The 23,495-nt window shown below is 49.6% G+C and carries 20 protein-coding genes; 19 read left to right on the top strand and 1 reads right to left on the bottom strand.

The features are described 5' to 3' along the window. Position 1: 1 nt before the first annotated feature. The 14 genes from ACN0YN_RS19710 (at position 2) to ACN0YN_RS19645 (ending at position 15,559) form a co-directional block, all read left to right on the top strand. Entirely contained in the window at positions 2 to 583 is a 582-nt protein-coding gene (locus tag ACN0YN_RS19710) for a GspH/FimT family pseudopilin (RefSeq protein ID WP_417386725.1), read from the top strand. A gap of 38 nt (positions 584 to 621) precedes the next feature. After that, positions 622 to 1,692 (top strand): pilus assembly protein PilM, encoded by a 1,071-nt coding sequence (gene pilM, locus ACN0YN_RS19705; RefSeq protein ID WP_417386724.1) that lies wholly within the window; start codon positions 622 to 624, stop codon positions 1,690 to 1,692. 98 nt (positions 1,693 to 1,790) lie between these two features. Beyond that, complete coding sequence (locus ACN0YN_RS19700; RefSeq protein ID WP_417386723.1) at positions 1,791 to 2,537, top strand: PilN domain-containing protein; 747 nt, start codon at positions 1,791 to 1,793, stop codon at positions 2,535 to 2,537. Continuing rightward, entirely contained in the window at positions 2,530 to 3,138 is a 609-nt protein-coding gene (locus ACN0YN_RS19695) for a type 4a pilus biogenesis protein PilO (protein WP_417386722.1), read from the top strand. Before ACN0YN_RS19700 ends, ACN0YN_RS19695 begins: the two co-directional genes overlap by 8 nt. Before the next feature lie 108 nt (positions 3,139 to 3,246). Continuing rightward, positions 3,247 to 3,903, top strand: a complete 657-nt coding sequence (locus ACN0YN_RS19690) for a hypothetical protein (RefSeq protein ID WP_417386721.1) — start codon at positions 3,247 to 3,249, stop codon at positions 3,901 to 3,903. Positions 3,904 to 3,962: 59 nt separating this feature from the next. Further along, entirely contained in the window at positions 3,963 to 6,344 is a 2,382-nt protein-coding gene (locus ACN0YN_RS19685) for a hypothetical protein (RefSeq protein ID WP_417386720.1), read from the top strand. 2 nt (positions 6,345 to 6,346) lie between these two features. Beyond that, positions 6,347 to 7,426: a tetratricopeptide repeat protein gene (locus tag ACN0YN_RS19680; RefSeq protein ID WP_417386719.1), complete on the top strand. Its 1,080-nt coding sequence runs from the start codon at positions 6,347 to 6,349 to the stop codon at positions 7,424 to 7,426. Between the two features lie 210 nt (positions 7,427 to 7,636). Then, positions 7,637 to 9,103: a sensor histidine kinase gene (locus ACN0YN_RS19675; protein ID WP_417386718.1), complete on the top strand. Its 1,467-nt coding sequence runs from the start codon at positions 7,637 to 7,639 to the stop codon at positions 9,101 to 9,103. Positions 9,104 to 9,161: 58 nt separating this feature from the next. Beyond that, positions 9,162 to 9,551, top strand: a complete 390-nt coding sequence (locus tag ACN0YN_RS19670; RefSeq protein WP_417386717.1) for a response regulator — start codon at positions 9,162 to 9,164, stop codon at positions 9,549 to 9,551. A 36-nt stretch (positions 9,552 to 9,587) separates the two neighbouring features. Next, positions 9,588 to 11,099, top strand: coding sequence for a GGDEF domain-containing protein (locus ACN0YN_RS19665; protein ID WP_417386716.1), 1,512 nt, complete (start codon positions 9,588 to 9,590; stop codon positions 11,097 to 11,099). A 10-nt stretch (positions 11,100 to 11,109) separates the two neighbouring features. Then, positions 11,110 to 11,445 carry an STAS domain-containing protein gene (locus tag ACN0YN_RS19660; RefSeq protein WP_417386715.1) on the top strand — a complete coding sequence of 112 codons (336 nt, stop codon included), beginning with the start codon at positions 11,110 to 11,112 and terminating at the stop codon, positions 11,443 to 11,445. An 18-nt stretch (positions 11,446 to 11,463) separates the two neighbouring features. Then, a complete protein-coding gene (locus tag ACN0YN_RS19655; protein ID WP_417386714.1) occupies positions 11,464 to 13,212 on the top strand; it encodes a GspE/PulE family protein in 1,749 nt (582 codons plus the stop codon). A 55-nt stretch (positions 13,213 to 13,267) separates the two neighbouring features. Further along, positions 13,268 to 14,338 (top strand): type IV pilus twitching motility protein PilT, encoded by a 1,071-nt coding sequence (locus ACN0YN_RS19650; RefSeq protein ID WP_417386713.1) that lies wholly within the window; start codon positions 13,268 to 13,270, stop codon positions 14,336 to 14,338. A gap of 15 nt (positions 14,339 to 14,353) precedes the next feature. Further along, positions 14,354 to 15,559, top strand: coding sequence for a type II secretion system F family protein (locus ACN0YN_RS19645; RefSeq protein WP_417386712.1), 1,206 nt, complete (start codon positions 14,354 to 14,356; stop codon positions 15,557 to 15,559). A 35-nt stretch (positions 15,560 to 15,594) separates the two neighbouring features. Here the strand turns inward: ACN0YN_RS19645 and ACN0YN_RS19640 are convergent, their stop codons facing one another. Continuing rightward, the gene (locus ACN0YN_RS19640) at positions 15,595 to 16,917 is read right to left on the bottom strand and encodes an AI-2E family transporter (RefSeq protein WP_417386711.1); all 1,323 of its coding nucleotides are present in this window, start codon (positions 16,915 to 16,917) and stop codon (positions 15,595 to 15,597) included. Positions 16,918 to 17,192: 275 nt separating this feature from the next. On the opposite strand from ACN0YN_RS19640, the gene ACN0YN_RS19635 reads away from it, so the two are divergent. The 5 genes from ACN0YN_RS19635 (at position 17,193) to ACN0YN_RS19615 (ending at position 23,455) form a co-directional block, all read left to right on the top strand. Then, positions 17,193 to 17,768: a glycine cleavage system protein R gene (locus ACN0YN_RS19635; protein ID WP_417386710.1), complete on the top strand. Its 576-nt coding sequence runs from the start codon at positions 17,193 to 17,195 to the stop codon at positions 17,766 to 17,768. Positions 17,769 to 17,806: 38 nt separating this feature from the next. Continuing rightward, positions 17,807 to 18,835 (top strand): DnaA ATPase domain-containing protein, encoded by a 1,029-nt coding sequence (locus ACN0YN_RS19630; protein WP_417386709.1) that lies wholly within the window; start codon positions 17,807 to 17,809, stop codon positions 18,833 to 18,835. A 535-nt stretch (positions 18,836 to 19,370) separates the two neighbouring features. After that, the gene (gene dnaN / locus ACN0YN_RS19625) at positions 19,371 to 20,501 is read left to right on the top strand and encodes a DNA polymerase III subunit beta (protein ID WP_417386708.1); all 1,131 of its coding nucleotides are present in this window, start codon (positions 19,371 to 19,373) and stop codon (positions 20,499 to 20,501) included. A 3-nt stretch (positions 20,502 to 20,504) separates the two neighbouring features. Continuing rightward, positions 20,505 to 20,849 carry a DUF721 domain-containing protein gene (locus ACN0YN_RS19620; protein WP_417386707.1) on the top strand — a complete coding sequence of 115 codons (345 nt, stop codon included), beginning with the start codon at positions 20,505 to 20,507 and terminating at the stop codon, positions 20,847 to 20,849. A 110-nt stretch (positions 20,850 to 20,959) separates the two neighbouring features. Beyond that, complete coding sequence (locus ACN0YN_RS19615) at positions 20,960 to 23,455, top strand: DNA gyrase subunit B (RefSeq protein WP_417386706.1); 2,496 nt, start codon at positions 20,960 to 20,962, stop codon at positions 23,453 to 23,455. The last annotated feature ends 40 nt before the right edge of the window (positions 23,456 to 23,495 follow it).

Here is a 23,495-nt window from a genome sequence, read left to right as displayed (position 1 = left end):
TTTGAAAAGAAGGAAACCCACAGAAAACCTGCGCGCCGCTCGCAACGGTTTCACGCTGGTTGAACTGATGATAGTGGTGCTCCTGCTTTCGATTCTGGCAACCGTCTCTCTGATTTCCACTGACAGCAGCGGTTCCGTGGCCCTTGATGCCACCGCACGCATGCTGGCAGCAGATTTGCAGCTGGCTCGCAATCATGCCATCAAATTCAATACAGAATATACGGTCGATTTTGACCTGAATGCACAGACTTATGAAATTCTGCATACGGGTGCGGGTGATTTACCGGTTCCTAAAAACAATCTTGCGGGATCCGGCGCAGAGGCAGACCGCTATCTGAAACAGATACAGGTCGATTCTCTGAATCTGCCCGGCCAGGCGGTTCTCAGACAAATCAAATTGAAAACATCAGACTCAGCCGTCAGCGATTTAGCATTTGGTCCGCTGGGCGGCACTGGGCCTGCGCGTAACGAGGACACGGTCCTGATGCTGACCACTCAAAAAAATGGAAATACGTTTTACATCCTCATCACCGTTTCCTGGGTCACAGGCCAGGCATGGGTGGAAGAGATTCAAACTTTATAACACACTGCGATTCATTCACTGAAAACGAAACAGAAAACATGATTTCAATCAAACGATCACAATATAGTCCTATCGGTTTACAGCTGGGCCCGAATTCCGTGACCCTCGTTCAGTTAACCGGCTCGCGCAATAATCGCGTGGTACATGCAATTGCGCAAGAACAGTTTGACTTTGAAGAGAAACTGACACACGATGAACGCGATGCAAAAATCGCTGCGGAAATCCGTCGCATTCTTTCCGACCATCACTTTAAAGGCCGCCGCGTGATCAGTTGCCTCGGATCGCAGGAGCTGTTCATTCAGAATATTCGATTGCCTCAACTACCGACTGAGGAACTCACAAAAGTCGTTGCCTGGGAAGCTGAAGAGAGACTGCCTTATCCGGTGGCAGACGCAGAAATCCGTCATCTGCCCGCCGGCCAGGTGCGTCAGGAAGCCAATACCAAACAGGAAGTCATTCTGCTGGCCTGCCACACCGGAATTCTGGAACGTCATCTGAATCTTCTGGAGCAGGCCGGATTGAACGCGGTTGCCATTGATGTGGAACCTTCGGCAACACTGCGGTGTTTTCATGATGGTTCTCGAGGAACACAATCCAATTCTGCCAACTGTTATCTGAATTTTGGCGAAGCAGCCACCACCGTCATTTTTGCGGATCAGCAGAACGTGCTGTTTCTGAAATACATCATGCAGGGCAGTAATCACCTCGATCGTGCGGTCGCCGAGAATCTGGATCTGCCCCTTTCGGAAGCAATTCGCATGCGAAATATTGTCACCAATTCCACGTCCCTGGATGCCAGTGATGAACTGCACCGCTCGGTCATTGATTCGATTCGCTCACTGCTGGAATCGATCAGTACGGAAATTGAAAACTGTCTGCGCTATTACAAAGTGACCTTCCGTGGGAAAAAGCTGAATCAGTTGATCGTCACAGGAAATGAATGCAGTCCCTGGCTGATCGACTTTCTTTCAGAACGGTTAAATACCGACTGCGAAATGGGCAATCCTTTTGAAAGCCTGGAACGCTGGCCGACTTCTACATCTATCCTGGAACGACCCGGCAGATGGACGACCGCATTGGGCCTGGCCATGAAAGAGAAAACCATTTAGAGCCGGAACCCGATCGACACGGAATCACAAACATACTGATTTATTAAAACGGATGTGAAATTCAACTCATCCGCTAAGACCCCGCTAAGGGCGAGAATATGATACCTGAAATTGATTTTTTACCAGCCAGTTATCGCGAAGTCAGAAGGCGGCAACGAAACCGCATCTGGCGACGAACGATCGTGTTGATTTTCCTGACACTGGTCACCCTGAGTACGGTGCGCCAGCGCGAAATTCAACATCAGCTGCAGACGAAAAAAGACGCGCTGGAAAAACGTGCGCAATTGATGAACGATTCACTGGAAGACCCCGCACAACTGATGCTCCAGATTCAACAGACGGACATTCAGGCTGATCTGCTGGCGGGACTGCTACTGGACGAATCACCCGCACAGATCCTGAATATGATCAGTCAGGCTTTGCCGGAATACGTTTCCCTGAATGAATTTCAGTTCACGTTTGAAAAAGCACCCGTCAAAGTCAAAGAAGAGACATTCATTAAAAAATCTCCCTCTAAAAAAACGGAGAACGAACAGCCGGAACTGGTGGATCTGAAACACCTGCAGGGTTTGCACGCCAGTGAAAACCTGGTCGTCAACCTGCAGGGCATCTCACCAGACCATCTTTCGATCTCCCACTTCATGTCAAACCTGGATCAGATGGGCGTCTTCAAAGAGATCGATCTGATTCAGTCGAATGAGACCCTGTTTGAAGGACAACCGCTGCGGGTATTTCGTCTTAGAATGGTCGTGAATTCGCCAGGCAAATATATCCCCCAAATTGATACCCATTTAACCGCCGGTCTGGATCGCTGGATCACGGCAGGAGGCTTGTTCCATGAATGATAAATTACGTCGCGACAGTTTGATCACCATCATCGGCCTGTCCGTTGTTGTGGCCCTGTTTACCTTTGTCGTTTATTTACCCGGACTGAAAAGCAAGCAGCAGCTGAATAAGGAGATCGACGAGTATCATCAGAAAATCTCTGCCATTCCAGCCAAGGTGAAGCAACTGGAGGAACTGCATCAGCAGCTGGATCAGCGTATCGCATTCATTGATCGACTCAGTCAGAGAATTCCTGTCGGCAAAGATACACACCAGGTGCTCCAGCGTGTCGCGATGCTGGCAAAAACAGCTTCACTCACCGTTTCCGAATTGAATCCGGGTGAGACGGAAGAACATGTCACTTATACCAGGCAGCCTTTCAAATTGAGTATTACCGGCCAGTATTCGGGGCTCCTGCAGTTTCTGAATGATCTGGATAAAGAGAAACGTGTGTTTACCGTCAATCAGGTTTCGCTCGTCAAACAAAATGGAGATTCTACGGGGCTTATCAAGGGAACCATAGATCTGTCGGTTTACGCATTACACGAGAACCAGAGGGATTATTCTGATTTTTCCGAAAATAGGGTTAGCAAGACGTTTCTTTCGGCCGATAAGAGATAAGGGTGCACTCTGATTCAAGTTGCTCTCAGACTGTTCCTCGTGAAAAAACAGTTTAGACCAGATGATGTAACTTCCGGTCTTTTATGGATTTAAAGTGGTGATTCACGCGTGAAATCTTTCAGTGAACAACTTGTACACGATTTAAAAGTGAGCTGGCAGAAGACGCTTGTCTTAAGTCTGTTGCTGGTCGTCGGGATGTATTTCTGGATCCCGCCGCTTTATCGTGCCATTCGAGGAAGTTCGAGTGCAGCAGTCGTTCCGGCAAAAGCAGCCACCAGAGAAATTCCTCAACGCCCTCCCGTGAAAACAGAAATGAGTTTTGCGGCGAGCGAATCGGCGGACGAACCACGACATTCCTGGGAAAAATTTGATTCGTTAATGCAGACCGATCCCCTCGTGCAGTCCGTGCAGATGGGTGCGATGCAGAAGAATCCGTTTGAGGTCAACCGCGATCAGTTCTCGCCTCCGATTCTGTTTGCCGAAGAGCCTGGAGAACCGGTTGAGAAACCGGAACCGAAAGAACCGACTCCGGCACCGGCATTGCCTGAAGACCTGGTTTTAAAAACCACGATCATCGGAAAAACGCGGAAAGCGGCAATTATCAATAACAAGTTGTACTACGAAGGCAAATCATTTGAGCACAACGAGTCGACTTACGTTCTGGAGCAGGTCGCTGCCCGGAATGTGATCTTGAGCCAGGGGTCTCAGAAGTTTGAATTGAAAATTCAAAATGACCCTTCCGCCTTTATTAAATATGAACAATAACAGTTCGCATCACTGGCTGATTTAGACTGATTCGAACGATCACGGATGATGGTCGAAACATGAACAGACAATTTTTTTTACCGGCTTTCTGGGCAACTCTCACAGGACTGTCTCTGCTGCTGATTGCTGCGATGACAGACGTCAAAACGCCGCAGTCTCTGTTTATTTCGCCTCAACACTCAGTGAAGTCACAACTGCCTGCCGCTGAGATCAGACCCACAGCAGCACAACCGGCTCCTGTTTCTATCCAGCCTGAAACTGTTGAAACGCAGGTCACTCATGCGCAAGTCTCTCATGCGCCTGTTAGAACTGAGCAGAGCTTCACTCAACCCGCAGAACCACAGTCTCAGGTAGAACCCGCTGTTCTACCGGCGAAAACAGAATCCAAAATGGTTTCCGTCAGCAAACAGACACCCCGCTCCCGGCTGCTGGTCGAACCCGGAATTGAGATTTCGACGATCCCGGACAACAGTCCCTATGCGCGATCCATCAAATTCAATGTCGCCAATGATCAGAATCCGGCTGACGAGGAATCAGAAAAATCGAAAATGGAACTCCGGCTGGCCAGCCTGACCAAGCAGGTCGACCGGTTGACCAATCTGCAGCTGCAGGCACAACAGCAGTCCAACATGGAACTCGCTCAAAATACCAACCGTCTGGAACAGGCGACCCAACTCCTACAGCAGATGCAACAGATGAATCAGCTGCGCGATCTGGAACGGAAACTGGACGGCATGCAGAGCAAAGACCCGGCAGCTCCCGCAGCGACAGAAAAGAAAACGGAGCCGCCCGTCACAGAAGCACCAGCGACCGAAGCATCTGAAACAACGAAGAAGAAACCACTGCTCAAAATCAGTCCGAACAAGGATTCCAGCGAAACCTTTTCGCTCCAGATTCAGGATGCGGAAATCATGCAGGTCCTGGATATGCTGGGTGAACTTTCCGGAATGAATATTCTGACCGGGCAGGGCGTTACCGGTACGATCACCGCAAATCTGAAAAACGTCACCCCTGCTCAGGCTCTGGATGCCATTCTGCGCTCTCGCGATCTGACCTCTGAAAAAGAGGGAGAATTCATCTATGTGATGACGCAGGCACAACTGGAACAGAAAAAGAAATCCAGCCGCAAAGTTGTTACCAAACTCTATAGCCCGTTTTACATCAGTGCCAAAGAGCTACAGAACCTGATCACTCCGATTCTGACCGAAAATATCGGCATCGTTTCGCTGACAACACCCAGTGAAGTTGGCATTGCACCGGATCCCACCAGTGCTGGCGGAGACTCTTTTGCCCAGACAGATTCGATTCTCGTCCGCGATTATCCGGAAATTCTGGAAGAGGTCGATCGCCTGCTGGAAAAGATGGATGTCCCACCGATGCAGGTCGTGATCGAAGCGATGATTCTCAGTGTCTCTCTGAACGACGATATGAAGTTCGGCGTCAATTTTGCGATGCTGGGTGGAAATAACAAAAACCTGGTCGTCGACGGCAACGGAAATACGCTCAATAGTTCCAGCGGTTTCCCGGGTTCTGGTTCCAGTTCCATTGTGCCGCCTGCAGGGCAGTTTGTCGCAGATGTCGCAGGTCTGAAATATGGGTTCCTGCATGGAGATATCAGCGGTTTTATTGAAGCCCTGGAAGATGTGACCGAAACCAACCTGATTGCTTCACCACAATTACGGGCGTTAAACAAACAGAAAGCCGAGTTGATTATCGGTGACCGTACCAGTTATTCGACCGTGACCCAGAATGGTAACACTTCCATTCAGAACGTAAACTTTCTGGACTCGGGGATTGTATTGAACCTGCGGCCCTTCATCACACCCGATGGTCAGATCCGCATGGAAGTGCATCCCGAACGCAGCTCTGCCACCATCAACCCGAGCACCAATCTCCCCGACCTGCGAACGACCGAGGTTACCACCAACGTCATGGTCCGAGACGGCCATACCGTTGTCATCGGTGGACTAATCGAAGAACGAACTTCTGATACCCGGAATCAGGTTCCCTTACTGGGAGCGATTCCCGTGATTGGCAATGCTTTCCGTCAGCAGCGCGAAATCACGAACCGAACAGAATTGATCGTACTGATCACGCCACGCATCGTGCGGGCAGAAGCCGCGCTGGTGGAAGGCGAAACGCTGAAATACGAAGGGGCAGAACGCCTCGATAACTTCAAGAAAAGCTTCCTGCCGATCAATCAGGTCCGTATCGTACAATCACATATTGAAAGAGCGAAGAAATACCTGCGAATCGGCAATCTGCCCAAAGCCAAAGAACAGATCAAAATTGCCACTCGCCTGGACAAAAACAATATCGAAGCGATTCAGTTGAAAAACTACATCGAACAGGCATTGATCAATCGAAACCGGGGAATGATCGGCTTACCCCCCGTGTCTGGTCCGGAAGTTCATGCTCCGACTCTGGAAGGAGCACCTTGAGCATGCGGCGTGTTTCCCACAGAACTTTTCGTTATGTCGGCATGATGTTCTGTGCTGCTGTTCTGGTCTGTAGTGGCTGTTCTACCGTGCCCGTCACCAGTCTGGCTTTTCTGCCTGAAGCTGCTTCGATTCAGAAATCTGCAGAACCAGATGCCGGGGAACCTGCGCATAGAGCATCTGCTTCCCCTTACCATCAGCAGGCAAACAAACTCGTTCAGCAGGCACTCGAACATTATTCGAATGGTGAATTAAATCGCGCCAAAACGCTGCTGGCTTCGGCACGTGAAATCGATCCCGGCCATATTGGTACTTTTGAAATCGAGGCACAGCTCTCTTATGACATGGGAGACCGCAATCAGTTTCTGCAATCGCTGCGTGCCATCCGGGCTGCCAGTCCACATGATTCCGAAAAGCAGAGTGCCATCGGAACCCTGTTTTTTCAGGCAGGACAGACCCAGGAAGGAATCGCCTGTCTGAAGCGCGCCATCGAGTTAAAACCGCATGATGAAAATTATGCCCTCAAGCTGGCCTCCTTTTATGAACAGGCAGGCAGAACCGATGAAGCTCATAAAGTCCTGCTGAAAGCGCTGCACACCACTCCGGGAAGCCGACGCTTACCGATTGCCCTGGGTCGGATCTGTGAAGCCAACCAGCAATGGAGCCAGGCCAGCGTCTATTATGCAATGGTGGTCAATCATTTGCCCGAAAACCATGTCTGGCGGAAACAGAGGGCACGCTGCCTGTATTATTCCGGTAATTTCACGGCGGCATTCGAAGAGTTTTCTACCTGTCAGAAAAACGATCCGGAATCACTGTCGCTGGCGGAAATGATTGCCTTTGGTGATGCCGCTTTACAGATTGGGAATCTGGAAAAAGCACAATCCGTGTTTGATGATATTTCTGTGAAGTATCAGCGCCAGTTACTCCATGTAGAAATATTACGCGGGTTATGCGCAATAAACCGGGGTCAGAGCACCAGCGCAAAAAGCATAATCGCTACAGCCCGCAAAAAATGGCCGACCGATGAGACCCTGCTCGAAGTCGCTGCATTAATTCCGGCAGAACAGCCCACTGCCCGGTAACCTCTCTATGTGACCGCATTTACACATAGCTATGCGCCAATCACATTCTCTGTTCCGAAATTGGACAATCGACAGTTTGTAACCTAGATTTAAAAAGTGAGTTATCTTCCTTACGGCCCTGTTGCAATCTGTGAAGAACGACTCGTCTCGGAACGTTTAATGTGAATAAGGTTTTTCAGTGGATTTATTTCAACTGAGAAAGAACTGGCTATGAATTTTTCTGGCAAATACTGGTTTCTGATACTGCTCCTGCTGACAGTGAGTTGTGTGGACAACCTGCTGGTCATGAGCCAATTGGTAAGCCCGGGTTATGCGCTGATCATTGCGTTAACGGCATCACTGGCAGGCTGGGCCTGGTTGATGAAAAGCATCAAAAACGATCAGCAACAGATCACGGCCTGCATGAGAAATCCCGAACTGGTACGCCCCGATATTCAGCGTAAGAACTTCTATGGATCTGTTTTTGCAGAAGCGATTCATAAAATGGAAGAATCCGACACGGAGCTCTCCACCACGAACCAGGTCAAAACCATGCTGAAAGCCAGGGTCAATTCCCTGCTGAAAAAAGAAGCACTGGTCGAATCCGTCCTCGACAATCTTGAGACCGGGATCCTGATCTTCGGTGCGAAGCAGGAACTGGAGTTTACCAACCGGGTTGCGAATTCGTTTCTGATCTCAGGCAGTGATCAGGATCATACCACCAGCGAATCCAGTCTCTCATTGGGAAAACCTGCTGTTGAAAGAACGGTCATTCCGGAACTGGCAAACCTGCTGGCAAAAACCATTGAACGAAAAGAAGCAACGCCGACCAGACGCACCGAATTTGAATTCACCTGTAACGGCGTCACAAACCAGTATCGCGCCATTGCGACGCATCTCAGTGATGAGAATCACGTCGCATTGGGAACCGTGGTCGTTGTAGAAAATATCGGCGAAGAAGCAGATGAGAAAACACAACACGCCGAATTCGTCTCCTCGGTGGCACATGAACTGAAAACCCCGATGTCGGGAATCAAAGCCTACATTGAAATGCTGCTCGACGGTGATTGTGAACCCGATGAAGCAGAAGAACTGTATGGATTTATCAATGACCAGATCGATCGATTGACCCGCCTGGTCAACAGCATGCTGAATCTGGCACGCATCGAGAGTGGCGTAGTGGAAATTAAACGACACGATCATGAACTGAATGACATTCTCAAAACAGCCGCGGATGTGATTTCACCTACCGCCACTGAAAAAGACATTACGTTTACCGCAGAATTAAGTGACATGTACCTGCCAGTGTTTGCCGACAAAGACATGCTGGGTCAGGCGATCATTAACCTGTTGTCGAATGCGGTTAAGTACACACCAAACGGTAGAGAAGTCCGACTGCGGAGCCGCATGGAAGATACGTTTGCCGTCATTGAAGTCCGCGATACCGGGATGGGAATTCCGGAGAATTCGTTGCCTCACATTTTTGATCGTTTCTACCGTGTTCCGGAAAATAACCGTTCCGCTGCCGGTACCGGCCTGGGACTGGCTTTGGTCCATTTTATCGTTACCAACGTACACAACGGTTCGATTTCAGTACAATCCAAAGTCGATGAAGGGACCTGTTTCACCGTTACAATCCCACTGGGTCACAAAGAACAGAAACGCAAAAAACAACTGGCCCCGCCAGCAAACGCCTGAATAGAACACACGATTCACAACCCCCAACGTAAGATGTAGTGAAAAAAGGAGTGAGAAATTGAATCACCTGATTTATATTTGTGATGACGATTCGCATATCGTTCGCGCCATCAGCATGAAGCTGCGAAAAGCCGGCTTTGAGGTGGAGTGTTTTCCCGATGGTTTTGAATGCTGGGAAAAAGCCCGGGAACAGGCACCTCATATGATTATCACAGACCTGCAGATGCCCCGCATGAACGGTCTGGAACTTTGTGAGAAAATTCGAGAATTAGAAACAACCAGATCGATACCGATTACGTTATTAACCGGAAAAGGCTTCGAATTCGATCATGATGAATATATGCAAAAACTGAAAATTACCAATGTGATGGTCAAACCATTCAGCCCTAAAAAGCTGCTGACTCAGGTTCAGGAATCGCTCAATCTGACCAACGATGTAATTGGTTAAGTCGCTCAACAAACAAATTTTCCGAAACTCTTATCCATGCGAAACTATTATACTGCCATCCAGTTCTGGTCTTACTCGCTGCTGGTAGTCTGTCTCTGTCCGCTTGCCGTTTTCCTGGGCTCGTATATGAACTGGCCGCTCGGTGTAGCACCATTGCTGCTGCTCGCACCGCCTACGGTTCTTGCTGCTGTCTCGTCTCCACGCGTCTGTTACTGGACGATCACGGCCATCTCCGTCGGTTCCTGTTTCGCGGAAACTTACTTCCGCACAGACTCCGTTAACGGGAATCACAACTATACACTCAGCATGTTGAGTGCAGCCGTTCTGATTGGCCTGGTATTACTGATCGATCTGTATATTGGCAAATTGAAGAGAAAACTCTCACATATCCATCATCAGAACGATGAACTGGTGCGTCAATTGTACGAATCTCAGAAAGAGTCGTTTGCGAATCGACAGAAGTCAGAAGACACAGATGAAACAAAACCCAGGCAAACTGCTGAAACCAAAGACACTTCTGCTGGAGAAGTCGGCGTTAATTATCCGCTGCTGCTGTTGACGCTTCAGGACATTGGTCGCCGTATCTCTACCAATCAATCAAATGAATCGCTGATTCCTACGGTCATCAGTACCGCAAAGGCCTCTCTGCAGTGTGAATACTGCCAGGTCTATCTGTGGGACAGTAAATCGCGTTCTCTGAAAAATGCGCTGCCTGCCCGTGCACGGGACCAGTTGAATTATCGACCGACCCCGCACACCGGTGTGGCTGCCTGGGTGATTGAACATCGCCAGATTGTCATGCGGAACGATGCAGAACAGGACTACCGGCTCAAACGGATTCTGGACGATGATCCGCACATGCCCGATGCCATCGCTCCTCTGACCGTCGGTTCTGACCTGATTGGTCTGCTGGTGATTGATAAAGTCGATGTGGAATCGCCTACCATCGGTCGGCTGCTGTATATTCTTTCCAATATCTATGCTCTGGGTATCAAAAATTCCCAGTTGTTTAAACGGATTGAAGAAATGGCCAGCCGCGATGGTCTGACCGGTTTGTTCAACCACGCCACCTTCCAGGAAAAACTTCACGATCTGGTCAAACAGGCAGACGCCCATTCAACTCATCTCAGTATCATCATGAGCGATATTGACCACTTTAAATCGTTTAACGACACCTACGGTCATCAGGCCGGCGACTTCGTATTGAAAGAAGTAGCACGGATCTGGAAAACCGTCATGCCCGAAAAAGCGATTGTCGCACGTTACGGCGGTGAAGAGTTTATCGGTGTGCTGCTGGATCATGAATATTCACAGGCCATGCAGATTGCCGAAGATCTGCGTGAAACGCTGGAAAACTGCCCGATTCTGTTTGAAGGTCAGCAGTTACAGGTCACAGCCAGTTTCGGTGTTACCGAGTTTAAACACCCGGCGACAACGACAAACGAACTGGTCCGGATTGCCGATGCAAATTTATACAAAGCCAAAGAATGTGGTCGAAATCAGGTGATCGGGCTCGATCCCAAGTCCACCAGAAAACCCAGTATTTAGATATTAAGTCATGCAGATCACAACCGAAATTTTTGGAAATGTCATGGTGGCTCATACGCCGGACGAATTGACGGATGACACATCCACCGAATTCGTCAACGCCCTGACAGCCGCCATTAATGAACAACACTACCAGATCGTACTGCAGATGGACCGCAGCGAAAGCCTGGATAGTGCAGGTCTGGAAGCGCTGCTGGATATTCAGGACCTGACCCGCGAACAAGGCGGAAATCTTAAAATCAGTGGCCTGGAAGATCCAGGTAAAAAAATTCTGGAGATCACTCGCATTGATCAGAGAATCGATCTGTTCGATTCCGTAATCGATGCCGTCTCCAGTTTTCAATAATAAATCGATTCGTCAATTATGAATAACAACTCACTGCTGCAACCGAAAATGCGACTCGGTGATCTGCTCGTTTACAAAGAGTATATCACTCTGGAACAGTTAGAGTCCGCGCTGGAAGAGCAGTCTCAGGGGGATGGCAGTCAGCTGCTGGGCGAACTGCTGGTCAATAATGAATATTGTACCGAAGAGCAGGTGCTGGAATGTCTGGCGCTGGAGTATCGAATTCCCTACGTGCAGCTCGACAGCCGCATGTTCGATTCGAAAATCTTTGATGTGCTGCCGCGCGATTTCGTTGAAAAACATACGGTTCTTCCGCTATTTAAAGTACGAAATGTTCTGACCGTTGCCGTCGCAGAACCGACGAACGTCTTCCTGGTGGACCAGCTCAGAGACCTGACCAAAACGGAAATTCAAATCGTTGCGGCAAGTGCCCGTGAGATTCGGCGAATGGTGCAAACCTATATGCCGAATACCAATGTCTTCGTGATCGACGATATCATCGACGATGCGAACGGCACGAATGTCGAACTGATTGAAGAGTCGATCGACGACATCGGCTTTGATGCCGAGTTTGCCGGCCAGAGCCCGATCATCAAACTTGTGAACTACATTATCTACAACGCCGTTCGCGAAGGCGCCAGCGATATTCACATTGAACCAACCGAACAGCAGTTGCGGGTCCGTTACCGTGTGGATGGCGTCCTGCAGCAGGCACTGGAACCGCCGGTGCATTTAGCTCCCGCGGTCTCTTCCCGTATCAAAATTATGGCCAGCCTCGATATCAGTGAACGTCGACTTCCTCAGGATGGTCGAATCCACGTGCTGATGGAAGGCCGACCGATTGACCTGCGTGTCAGTACGCTGCCGATGCCGACCGGCGAAAAAGTGGTGATCCGAATTCTGGATAACCGCAGCGTTAATATTTCGCTGGAACAGCTCGGTTTCAGTTCTGAGGTTCAGGAACAGTTTACCGAACAGCTTGAAAAGCCTAACGGAATTATTCTGGTAACCGGACCCACGGGTAGTGGTAAGAGTACTACGCTCTACGCAGCGTTGAATGCTGTCAGTTCGATTGAAAAAAACGTGTGTACGGTTGAAGATCCGATCGAGTACCAGCTGCCGATGATCAACCAGTTTCAGGTGAATGAAAAAATCGGGCTGTCATTTGCTGCCATTCTGAGAAGTCTGCTGCGACAGGACCCCGACGTCATCATGGTCGGCGAAATTCGCGATCAGGAAACCGGTAAAATTGCCATTCAGGCAGCTCTGACAGGTCACCTGGTCTTCAGTACGCTGCATACGAATGACGCCATTTCCGCTGTCACACGACTGATCAATATGGGTGTCGATGATTACCTCATCGGAGCCGCCTTGAACATGGCGCTGGCCCAGCGACTGTGTCGCAAATTATGCCCGAAATGCAAAACACCCTATGAATTGCCCAAAGCAATGCAACTGGCTGTGGAACGAGTCGGACTGGACGTCGGAGAGTTTTATCGCGGTAAAGGCTGTAAACGATGTCGCAATACCGGCTTTTCCGGCCGAATCGGCGTACATGAAATTCTGACGATTGATGACCCACTGCGGGAAATCATTACGACAAACCCCACAGTGGCATCGGTCAAAGAGTATGCACAGAACAATGGAATGATTCCGCTCCGCTATGATGCACTGCGAAAAGCAAAAGAAGGACTGACCACAATCGAGGAAGCCCTCAAAGTCAGTGATGAAGGCTGGATTCCGCGAAAGTCCGCACTCAAACATTAATCACCGTTTTTAATTGCGGTGTGAATATATCGAATTTCGAGAAAGCGATTCCACTATGGAAATGAATGACCTGTTACATGCTGCCGTTGACAGTAATGCGTCTGATATTCTGCTCGCCATCGATGCTGCGCCCATGTTTCGCATTGATGGGGAACTGAAAAGAACCGCTCTCGAACCGCTCGACCCGGCGACAATCAGCGACCTGTGTGACCAGGTCCTCAATCCACAGCAGAAAGAAATACTCGAGAGACAGAAGGATGTCGATTTCGCGATCACCATGCCGAGGCTCGGACGTTTTCGTTTTAACATCCATGTTCAGCGTGGTACTTATGCTGCTGCCATCCGACGTTTCTCAAATGAAGTCTCTTCATTAAGCAGCCTGGATTTACCCCCGGTAGTCGAAGAACTGACGCGACTGAAAACCGGCCTGATCCTGGTGACCGGGCAGACCGGTTCCGGTAAATCAACGACACTTGCTGCCATGGTTGAAGCCATTAATCAGCGGGATGCCAAGCACATTATTACGCTCGAAGACCCGATTGAATACCAGTTTCAGCATGGTAGATCCCTGATCGAGCAGCGGGAAATCGGCGAGGACTGTCCGGGTTTTGCTTCCGGATTGAAACATGTTCTCCGACAGGATCCTGACGTCATTCTCATCGGCGAGTTGCGGGACCTGGATACCATCCGTGTCGCATTGCAGGCAGCAGAAACAGGGCATCTGGTTCTGGCCTCGCTGCACGTTTCCACCGCAGCCGGGGTTGTAGATCGACTTGTGGAAGTGTTTCCGCCGGAAGAACAGTCTCAGGTCCGCAGCCACCTGGCCGAAACCCTGCGTGGTGTCATCACACAAAAACTGTTACCAGCGATTGAAGGAAAAGGACGCGTCGCCGCTCTCGAAATCATGCTGATGAACCGGGCCATTCAGACCAGCATTCGAGAATCAACTTCGCATCTGATCCCCGGGATTATCTCGACAAGCCGGCGGATGGGCATGCAGACGATGGAGCAGGCATTGAAAGAACAATTATTGAATGGCAAAGTCGATCCGGACATCATTGATGAGCATCTGCAGGAGTTAAAAGGAGAGGCACCGAAAGAATATTCTCAGGGATTACTCGCGTAATCAGAAAGCACTCCCATGCAGTTTACCTATACAGCACGTAATACAAGTGGCCAGAATCAGACCGGTGAACTGGTCGCTGATTCCCGGGAAGAAGCCGTCGCAAAACTGCGGCAGGAAGGATTGTACCTGCTGGCGCTGGATGAATCTGATGCCAGTTCCACAGACACAATCAGCATTGCGCGCAAAAAACGGGTCCCCCGCAAAGAACTCATTTATTTCACCAACCAGATGGCGATTATGGTCGACGCCGGTGTGCCGGTCGCGACTGCCCTGGAAGGTATTTCGAAACAGATTGAAAATCCGGTTCTGGCCGAGATTCTGGCTCATATTCAAAAGAGTGTCGAATCCGGAAGTGACTTTTCGGCTGCCCTGGCAGATTTTCCCAGGCAGTTTGATCGCACCTATGTCAACCTGATTAAAGCCAGTGAAGCCAGTGGAACCATGCCACAAATGCTGAACCGGATCGCTGCGCAGGCAGAAGAAGAACAGGAAACCATTCAGCAGGTCAAAGGCGCTCTGATGTATCCCGCCATCATGCTGGTGATGTGTGTTGGTATCTGTATTTTCCTGCTGACGTATGTTTTTCCCAAACTGATGCCGATGTTCGCCTCTCGGGGCGCTGCCATTCCGGCTCCCACCAAAGCCATGATAATGGTCTCAACCGCCATGACTTCGTACTGGTATTTAATTTTACTGTTTCTGGCTGTAATGGTTGGTGCGTTCTGTTATGTGAAGAAACAGGCCTGGGGAAAATCTACTTTTGACTGGGTGCTGATCCGCATGCCTGTCTTTGGTTCCATGCTCAAGAAACTGGCCATCAGTCGCAGTATTCGTACACTGGCAACCACAGTCAATGCCGGGGTTCCCATGCTGGAAGCTCTCGAACTCAGTTCCGGCGTGACCGATAATGTGCACTTCAGACAGAGCTGGCTGGATATCAGCGAACTGGTGACAACTGGTAAACAGATTCATGAAGCAATGGAAGGAAAAACGCTGTTCCCTCCCACCATGCAGCAGATGATTGCTTCGGGTGAATCGACGGGTCGCCTGGGAATGGTGCTGAATAAACTCAGTGACTACTTTGACCGTGAAGTTAAAATCGCGATCAAATCTGCCACCACTCTGATCGAACCGATCATGGTGGTCTGCATGGGTTCGATTATCGGCTTTATTGCACTCTCAATGCTGTTGCCGATCTTCACTTTGAGCACCAGTCACTGATTCGTTAACAACAGAATAAAGAGCCGTCGATCCATCTAGCGGCGGCGTTTCTTTTTCTGCTTGGGAGGCGTTTTTGCTGGTTCTGAAGCGGGTTTGCTTTCCGCTTTCTCAGCCTCTTTTGAAGCTTCTGCAGGTGATTCACTTCCGGGTGACTCAGCTGGTTTTTCTTCTGTAGCTGCCGTTGACTGGACCTCTGCCATGGTTTCCAGCAGACCCTGCGACTGAAACTTCTCCTGGGAAAAGGCTTTCAGTTCCGTATTAAAGATCTGGATCAGAGCATGCAGACAGGAGGCGACAATCGGCCCAATGAACACGCCCCAGAGCCCCATTACCTGCAGTCCCCCCAGCACACTGACGAAGGCCAGCAGCGGATGCAGCTTCGCGTCGCTCTGCAGCACATAAGTCCGAATAATATTATCCATCGTGCCTACAACAAGGGTTCCAATCAGGATCAGAAAGATGGCAGAGCCCCAGTGTCCCTGGTACATCAGCCAAATGGCGCAAGGCATCCAGATGAGCCAGGAACCGAGTAAAGGCACCATGGAAGTGATAGTTGCCAGGATCAGAAAGATGACAAAGTGATCAAATCCCACAATTGATAAGGCAATCGCTGTAGTCAGCCCCTGTCCGATGGCTGCCAGAAATGTGGCAATCACCACCGCGCGAACCACCTTTTGAAACTGATCGATCAGCCGCCTCTGATAATCCACGTGCACGGGAATCAGCGACTGGGTTGACTCAATCAACAGGTAGCCATCCGCCAGAAAATAGTAGAGGGCGATAATAAACATGATCCAGGCGATCACCGCCGAGAACAATGTCCCCAGAAGACCGACCGTGGAAGCAGCGACTCCCAGGGAACGCTTGGCAATGGGAACCAGTGTTGCCTGCAGATTTTTACGGAGAAAATCTTCTGAGATCTTAGGCTCACCCGACTTGCCCGTAGTGACCAGCGAGTCCATATCGTATTCCAGATATTCGTGCGACCAGTTCACAAACTGCTGAAATTTATCATTGCTGATTTCGACTTTTTCGCGAATCGTTTTGACCGTTTTATTCCAGTTCGCCTCGTCCAGAGTGTCAACGATCGTCGTAAACAGCTGCAGCGATCCCAGAAAGATGCCCACACACAGGGGAACCAGAATGGCAGAGACGATGATTGTCGTCGTCAGACCGGCGGCAAATCTGACATGCCCCTTGGTACGTCGGATAAAGTAATTCAGCAGAGGCTGGCTGATCATCGCGACAACAGCTGCCAGGAATAAAGGCAGGATGAATGGCATGATCACTTTGAAGAACATGATCCCCAGAGCGAGTATCAGGCAAAGGATGACGCAAAGCGAAACGAGCCGTACCATGAACCATTTCCATTTAATTGATTTATCGACTGAGCGGTACAACCGACCAGATGATCGGGCGCTATGGTATTTAACAACTTACAGCAATTTTACCGGAAAAGATAGGCAGATTCCCTCCCCACTGAAACGGGGCTTTTCCGTAATCAGATCTAATATTTTCGAATCCTAATCGCAATTTTTCTGTCGAATTCGCTACAATACAATTTTCTACTCCCCATTCAGGAATGACTTGCATCGGGATCAGTCTATCTGTCTCTGCAGAACCGGAGTCTGGTATGAAACGTTATATAATCTCTCTGCTGTCCGCCAACCGAGTTGGTATTATGGCTGCTGTGACCACAGCCATGGACGAGCTGGGTGCCAATCTGCATGAAGCCAGTATTGCTGTAATCCAGAATTTTTTCTCGATTGTGATCGCCGCTGACTTTCCCGAACAACGCGATCCGACACTGATCCAGGAACATATCGAAGGTATCTGCAACGCCTTCAATGTTGATGTTTCTGTGAAAGATCCGGAAGTCGAAGTGCCCTCCATTATGTCGCCGGGAGAAAGTGTAAAATACCTGATTGCCATTTCTGGTGAAAACCATGCGGGGATCCTTAGAAAAATCTCCTCGCAACTTGGCCAGGATGGAGTGGATATTCTGGACCTTTCAGCGACGAGTTCAGAAGACGGTCAAACATTTGAAATGATGATCAAAATCGCGGTTCCCAAAGCACTGGACGTGCTGGAAATGCAAAGCGTGATGGAACTGATTTGCAGTAACCTGGGTGTCTCGGTCGATTTCATCAGCGAATCCGATTCAGCCATTATCAGCTCTCAAAGTCAGACGCGTATGTTCAAGCTGTAAGGCTCTGAGCAGGATATTTCTGATAAAGAAGTCTCCAGATGATGTCAAAATCCCGGCAATCTGCGACCGTACGACCCTTTAAGATATTCAAAGAATATCAATATGCGTTTACGGCTGTTTCGCAGTTATTGCAGTCTGCAGACGTACCTGATCCTCAGTTGGTCTATATTTACGGGCCCTCGGGTTGCGGAAAATCAGCTCTGATCAACTCGCTGTTACCCGATTTTGTTGCCCTCCATCCGGACGCCGACTGGAACAGCATGACAGCCAGTGAATTTGCTGCCAAATATGCTGTTGCTTCAAAAAACAAGAAAATTGCCGCGTTTCAGGAGAAACTGCGCGAACTGAAACTGCTGGTCCTGGAGGATATTCACAGCCTGGAAAGCCGAATGCATACACAGCTGGAACTGCTCTCGACGCTAGATGCGATTCTGAAACAGGGTGGAACCGCCATTATCACGTCGACCAGGCCTCCCGGTGAACTGATCCATTTTCAGAAAAAGCTGATCAATCGATTTCATGGGGGTGTCTGTGCGGGAATTGCTCCTTTGAAATACCAGAGCAGGCTGGAGCTGTTGAAATTCTTTGCCGATTTCGAACAGATTCCCATCAAAGAAAAAGAACTGACTCTGATCGCACAACAGAAAGAGTGCTCACCACGCGAGCTGTCCGCGCTCCTCAATCAGCTGCAGACGGTCAGCCGCATTCAGCAGAAACGGATCGATGGTCGTTTTGTGCAGGAATTTCTGGACGGGAATCTGACTCCGCCTCGAACCAGTACTGCCAAAATAACCAAAATTGTCTGTCGAGAGTTCAAAACCAGTTTGGCTCAGATCCGCTCTGCCAACCGGTCTCAGCAGATCGTTCTGCCGCGGCAATGTGCCATGTTCCTCTCCCGGGAATTGACCGGCGAATCTTTAGCAAATATCGCGAATTATTTTAATCGCAAGAACCACAGCACGGTTATTCATGCCTGTCGTCAAATTCAGAACGATCTCGAAAAATCACCCGGATTACGTCAGCAGATTTCTCGCATCAAGCAACAACTTGGGGTATATCCTTTATAGCAGACAGATAATTCAAACAGAGAAATCGGATCAGAGAACTTTTTCCAGGCTCGACCTTACGGTTTCTGATGCCCATTTTTGTCGACAAACTGTTGATAGTTTGTGACAAAAAGTCGAGTTGTTTTTCGTTTCTGAACAGCGCTGATCGCGACTTCCAAAAGTCCTCCTCTTTCTGATCCGCCAGTCTGCATCCCATCAAGATCCCACCAACAGGTTTTCGACAGAAATCCATGTCGCCAAACCTTATTTAAATCATTTTATTTCATATACTTACGTCTATAAACCTGGGATTATCCACAATTTTTGCCCGCCTCTGATACTACTACTTCTAAATTTAAATCTTTTAGAAGAAAACTCCCTTGAAAAACAAGGTTGTTGTGGAGATTCGGGACCTCAGATTGATTGTGAAACCCATGAAAATCACATAAAATAAGATCAGCATTTAAGAACAGATTTCAGGCAGCCAGAAAGTGTTCCCGTCGATGTCCGCGGCTGCCGTCAAATTCCACGCATTTTTACAAAAGTTGATTCAAACATGAAGCTCAGTTGTTCTCGATCTACCCTGTTATCCGGCTTCCAGATTATTGGAAGCGTTATCAGTTCCCGCACACCGAAAGAGGTTCTGAAGTGTGCCAAACTGGAAGCAGCAGATGGTAAAGCAACCTTGAGCGGGACGGATCTGGAAGTCAGTATTCGCTTTGATTTCGAAGAAGTCGAAGTCGCGATCCCCGGGCAGATTCTGCTCTCCGTCCATGAACTGGTATCCATCCTGCGGGAAGCCCATACTGATTCCGTAGAAATTGAACTCAAGAAAGACGAAGAGTCCGAGCAGGATTACATTCTGATCCAGGCCGGCAAAAGTGAATTCCGTCTGTCGGTTCATGATCCTTCCGAATTCCCCGCTGTCGAAACCTTCAACGAATCCAACTTCTTCGAAATCCCGATGCAGTCATTTCGTGAAATGATTCGCCGCACCGTGTTTGCCACCGATCCGGAAAGCACGCGGTATGCACTCGGCGGTGTTCTGTTTGATGTCGAAGGTGATAAATTAACCCTGGCCGCCACCGATGGCCGCAGACTGGCAATGGTCGAATCGGCGTGCAGTTACCAGGGATCCGAAGCGTATGAAAACAATCGCCCTGTGATTCCTGCGAAAGCGATGTCGCTGATCGAAAAGAGCCTGACCGGCGATGAAGGAAACATTCAGATCGCAATTCGAGCCAACGATGTGATCGTCAAAAGCGGGCGTTCTACCATTTTTGGTCGTCTCGTCGAAGGTCGCTTCCCGAAATATCGCGATGTGATTCCCCCCGAGCCGACACATAGCATCGACCTGGAAGTCGGTACTTTCTTTGGAGCAGTCCGTCAGGCACAGATTGTGACCGATGTGGAAACACGGGGAGTCGATTTCATCTTCTCCAGTGGTCTGTTGACGCTGAAAAGTGTCGCCGCTTCTGTCGGGGAATCCAAGGTGGAAATTCCCATTCCCTTCGAAGGGGAAGACATTGTGATTACGTTTGACGTTCGTTACCTGGCTGATTTCCTGAAGACGCTCGATTCAGCCGCCCACATCAGACTGCAGCTGATCGATTCCGACAGCGCCGCGGTTCTGAAAACAGACGATGGCTACACATACGTCATCATGCCTCTCTCGCAAGCACGGTAATACATGTCTCAGAAGTACGAGTTCAAACAGAGTCGTGCCGTGCCAACTCCGGTGCCTGTCTCACAGGTACTTTCTGAGCTGATTGCCTTAAAAGGGCTCTCGCGGGTGCAGGGCGATCAACGGCTGACCAATGCCTGGAAACAGGCGGCCGGCGAAAAAATTGCCGGTCTGACAACCGTGATGGGCATCAAAAACAGAATCGTGCAGGTAGGCGTTGAAAACTCGGCTCTGTTGAATGAGCTGAATTCATTTCATAAGAAATCATTACTGACAAAATTACAGCAGGAGTACGGGAAACAGGATGTCCGCGATATTCGATTTCGCCTGAAATCCAAATCTAACAAGTAGCTCAAACAGATTAAAAAATGGAATGTGAAATTACTGTTTGAGACTGGTCTAAGATCAGACAACGTTTCGCAGCAGCGAAGCAGAAAACAAATTCACGGGAGTGATAAAGCGTGAGTGATCAAGAAGAGAGTCAGACAGAATTGAAAAAATCGGGATACGATGAATCCAATATTCGTGCCCTGGAAGGTGTCGAAGGGATTCGTACTCGACCGGCCATGTATATCGGGGATACCACGCTCCGGGGTCTGCACCATCTGGTCTACGAAGTCGTCGATAACTCGATCGACGAATGCGTGAACAATTATGCTTCGATTATCAACGTTAAAATTAACGCGGATGGCAGCGTGACCTGTAGCGATGACGGTCGCGGAATTCCCGTAGGCGTCATGCCCGACATGAATAACAGGCCCGCTCTGGAAGTGGTTTTGACCGAGATCCACGCGGGTGGAAAATTCGACCGGGAAGGGGGCTACAAAACCGGAACCGGTGGTCTGCACGGCGTCGGGATTACCGCAGTCAACGCGTTGAGCGAATGGCTGGAAGCCGAAGTCCGTCGCGAAGGACACGTCTGGACGATGGATTTCCACCAGGGCATTCTAAAGACTCCACTCAAGAAACTCGGCAAGACCGACAAAAGTGGGACTAAAATCACCTTCAAGCCAGACGGTACCATCTTCCCGGATACCAAATTTGTCTACGACACGCTGACCAAGCGACTCCAGGAGCTCGCGTTCCTGAATGCCGGCGTGCGGATTCGCATCTCTGATGAACGTTCCGGCCAGTCGGATGAATTCCATTACGAAGAAGGACTCGTGGAGTTTGTACGTCACCTGAACCGAACTGAGAATGTGCTCTACGAAGAAATCATTCACATCCAGGGTGAACTCGAAGGAGTGCAGGTCGATATTTCAGTGCAGCACAACGATGGTTCCACCGAAAATGTACGCTGCTTTGCCAATAATATTTTCAACATTGAAGGCGGTACCCATTTCTCAGGCTTCCGCGGTGCGTTAACCCGTACGATCAATGCGTACGGCAAAAAAGCCAACCTCTTCAAGGATTTCACGCCCAGCGGCGACGATTTCCGTGAAGGCCTGACCGCAGTGATTACGGTCCGTGTGCCTGATCCACAGTTCGAAGGTCAGACCAAAACCAAACTCGGAAACAGCGAAGTCGAAGGCATAGTTCAGACCGTCGTCAACGAAAAACTGACGAAGTTCTTCGAAGAGAATCCGGGTGTCGCGAAGAAGATTTCACTCAAAGGTCTGCTAGCAGCGGAAGCCCGCGAAGCAGCCAAAAAGGCCCGCGAAATGGTCCGCCGCAAAGGAGCCCTCACGACAGGGGGGCTGCCCGAGAAACTGCGCGACTGCCGCAGCCGCGAACTCGACATTACCGAACTCTACCTGGTCGAAGGGGATTCTGCCGGCGGTTCGGCAGACACCGGACGCGATTCTAATATCCAGGCGATTCTTCCACTGCGTGGTAAGATCCTGAATGTGGAAAAGGCACAGCTGGTCAAAGTTCTGGATAACGCGGAAATTTCCAACATCTTTAAAGCGGTAGGCGTTCCTCCCGGAGCAGCCTTTGACGACGTGACTAAACGTCGCTACGGCAAGATCATTCTGATGACCGATGCTGACGTCGATGGCAGCCACATTCGTACGCTGCTGTTGACTTTCTTCTTCCGTCACATGCGGGAACTGGTTAACAATGGCTGTGTCTATGTTGCACAACCACCGTTGTATCGTGTGACCCAGGGCAAAAAAATCCGCTACGTGCAGACGCAGGATGAAATGATGAACGAGCTGGTTGAACTGGCTCTCTCCGATTCCAATCTGCAGCATGAAGACGGGACGATCTTTGAAGGCGAAATGCTGGAAAAACTGGTGGACCTGGTTTCTGATCTCGAAGAACCACTGGGAACACTGGATCGTCGCGGCATCGACCTGAAATTTGTCGCTTTAAATTTTGCGACCGAAGAAGGTCTGTTACCTCAATATCGAATCTTCCTGGGCAAACAGCAGTTCTGGTTCACATCACAGGAAGAGATGGCAAAGTTCCTGAAAGAAGAAGAAACCAAACGCGGCGATGAACTGCAGATTGCCGATGACAACGGCCAGGCCGAAACAGCGGAAAGCAGCGAAGAAGACGAAGATGAATTCGCAGAAACAGGTGCCCTGCAGGTGACCGATCTGCATGAAATCCGCACGATCAACGATCTGTTGCAGAAGCTCAAAGGTTACGGAATCCATCTGAAAGATTTCTATTCTCCCGGAAACCGTAACGGCGAACCGATCTATCCGTTTTGCATCAACAGCGGTAGCCATGCCATCAAGCTGAGTAATCTCAGACAGCTTCTGCCATCACTGCGAGACATCGGTGAAAAAGGTCTCAAACTGACCCGCTTCAAAGGTCTGGGCGAAATGAACTCGGAAGAACTCTGGGATACCAGCATGGATCCTGAAAAACGGGTTCTGTTACAGGTTGGGATGGAAGATGCCGCCGCTGCTGACGAAATCTTCCGCGTGTTGATGGGAGATATCGTGGAACCACGTCGTGAGTTCATCGAGAAACATGCACTCGACGTGAAGAACCTGGATGTGTAATCGTTCGTGAATTCTGTAGAACGCACGCGGGTTGTGTGCG

It is taken from the genome of Gimesia sp., assembly GCF_048260065.1.
In the GTDB taxonomy this organism is placed as follows: Bacteria; Planctomycetota; Planctomycetia; order Planctomycetales; family Planctomycetaceae; genus Gimesia.
This window is presented reverse-complemented; position numbering and strand designations above follow the sequence as displayed.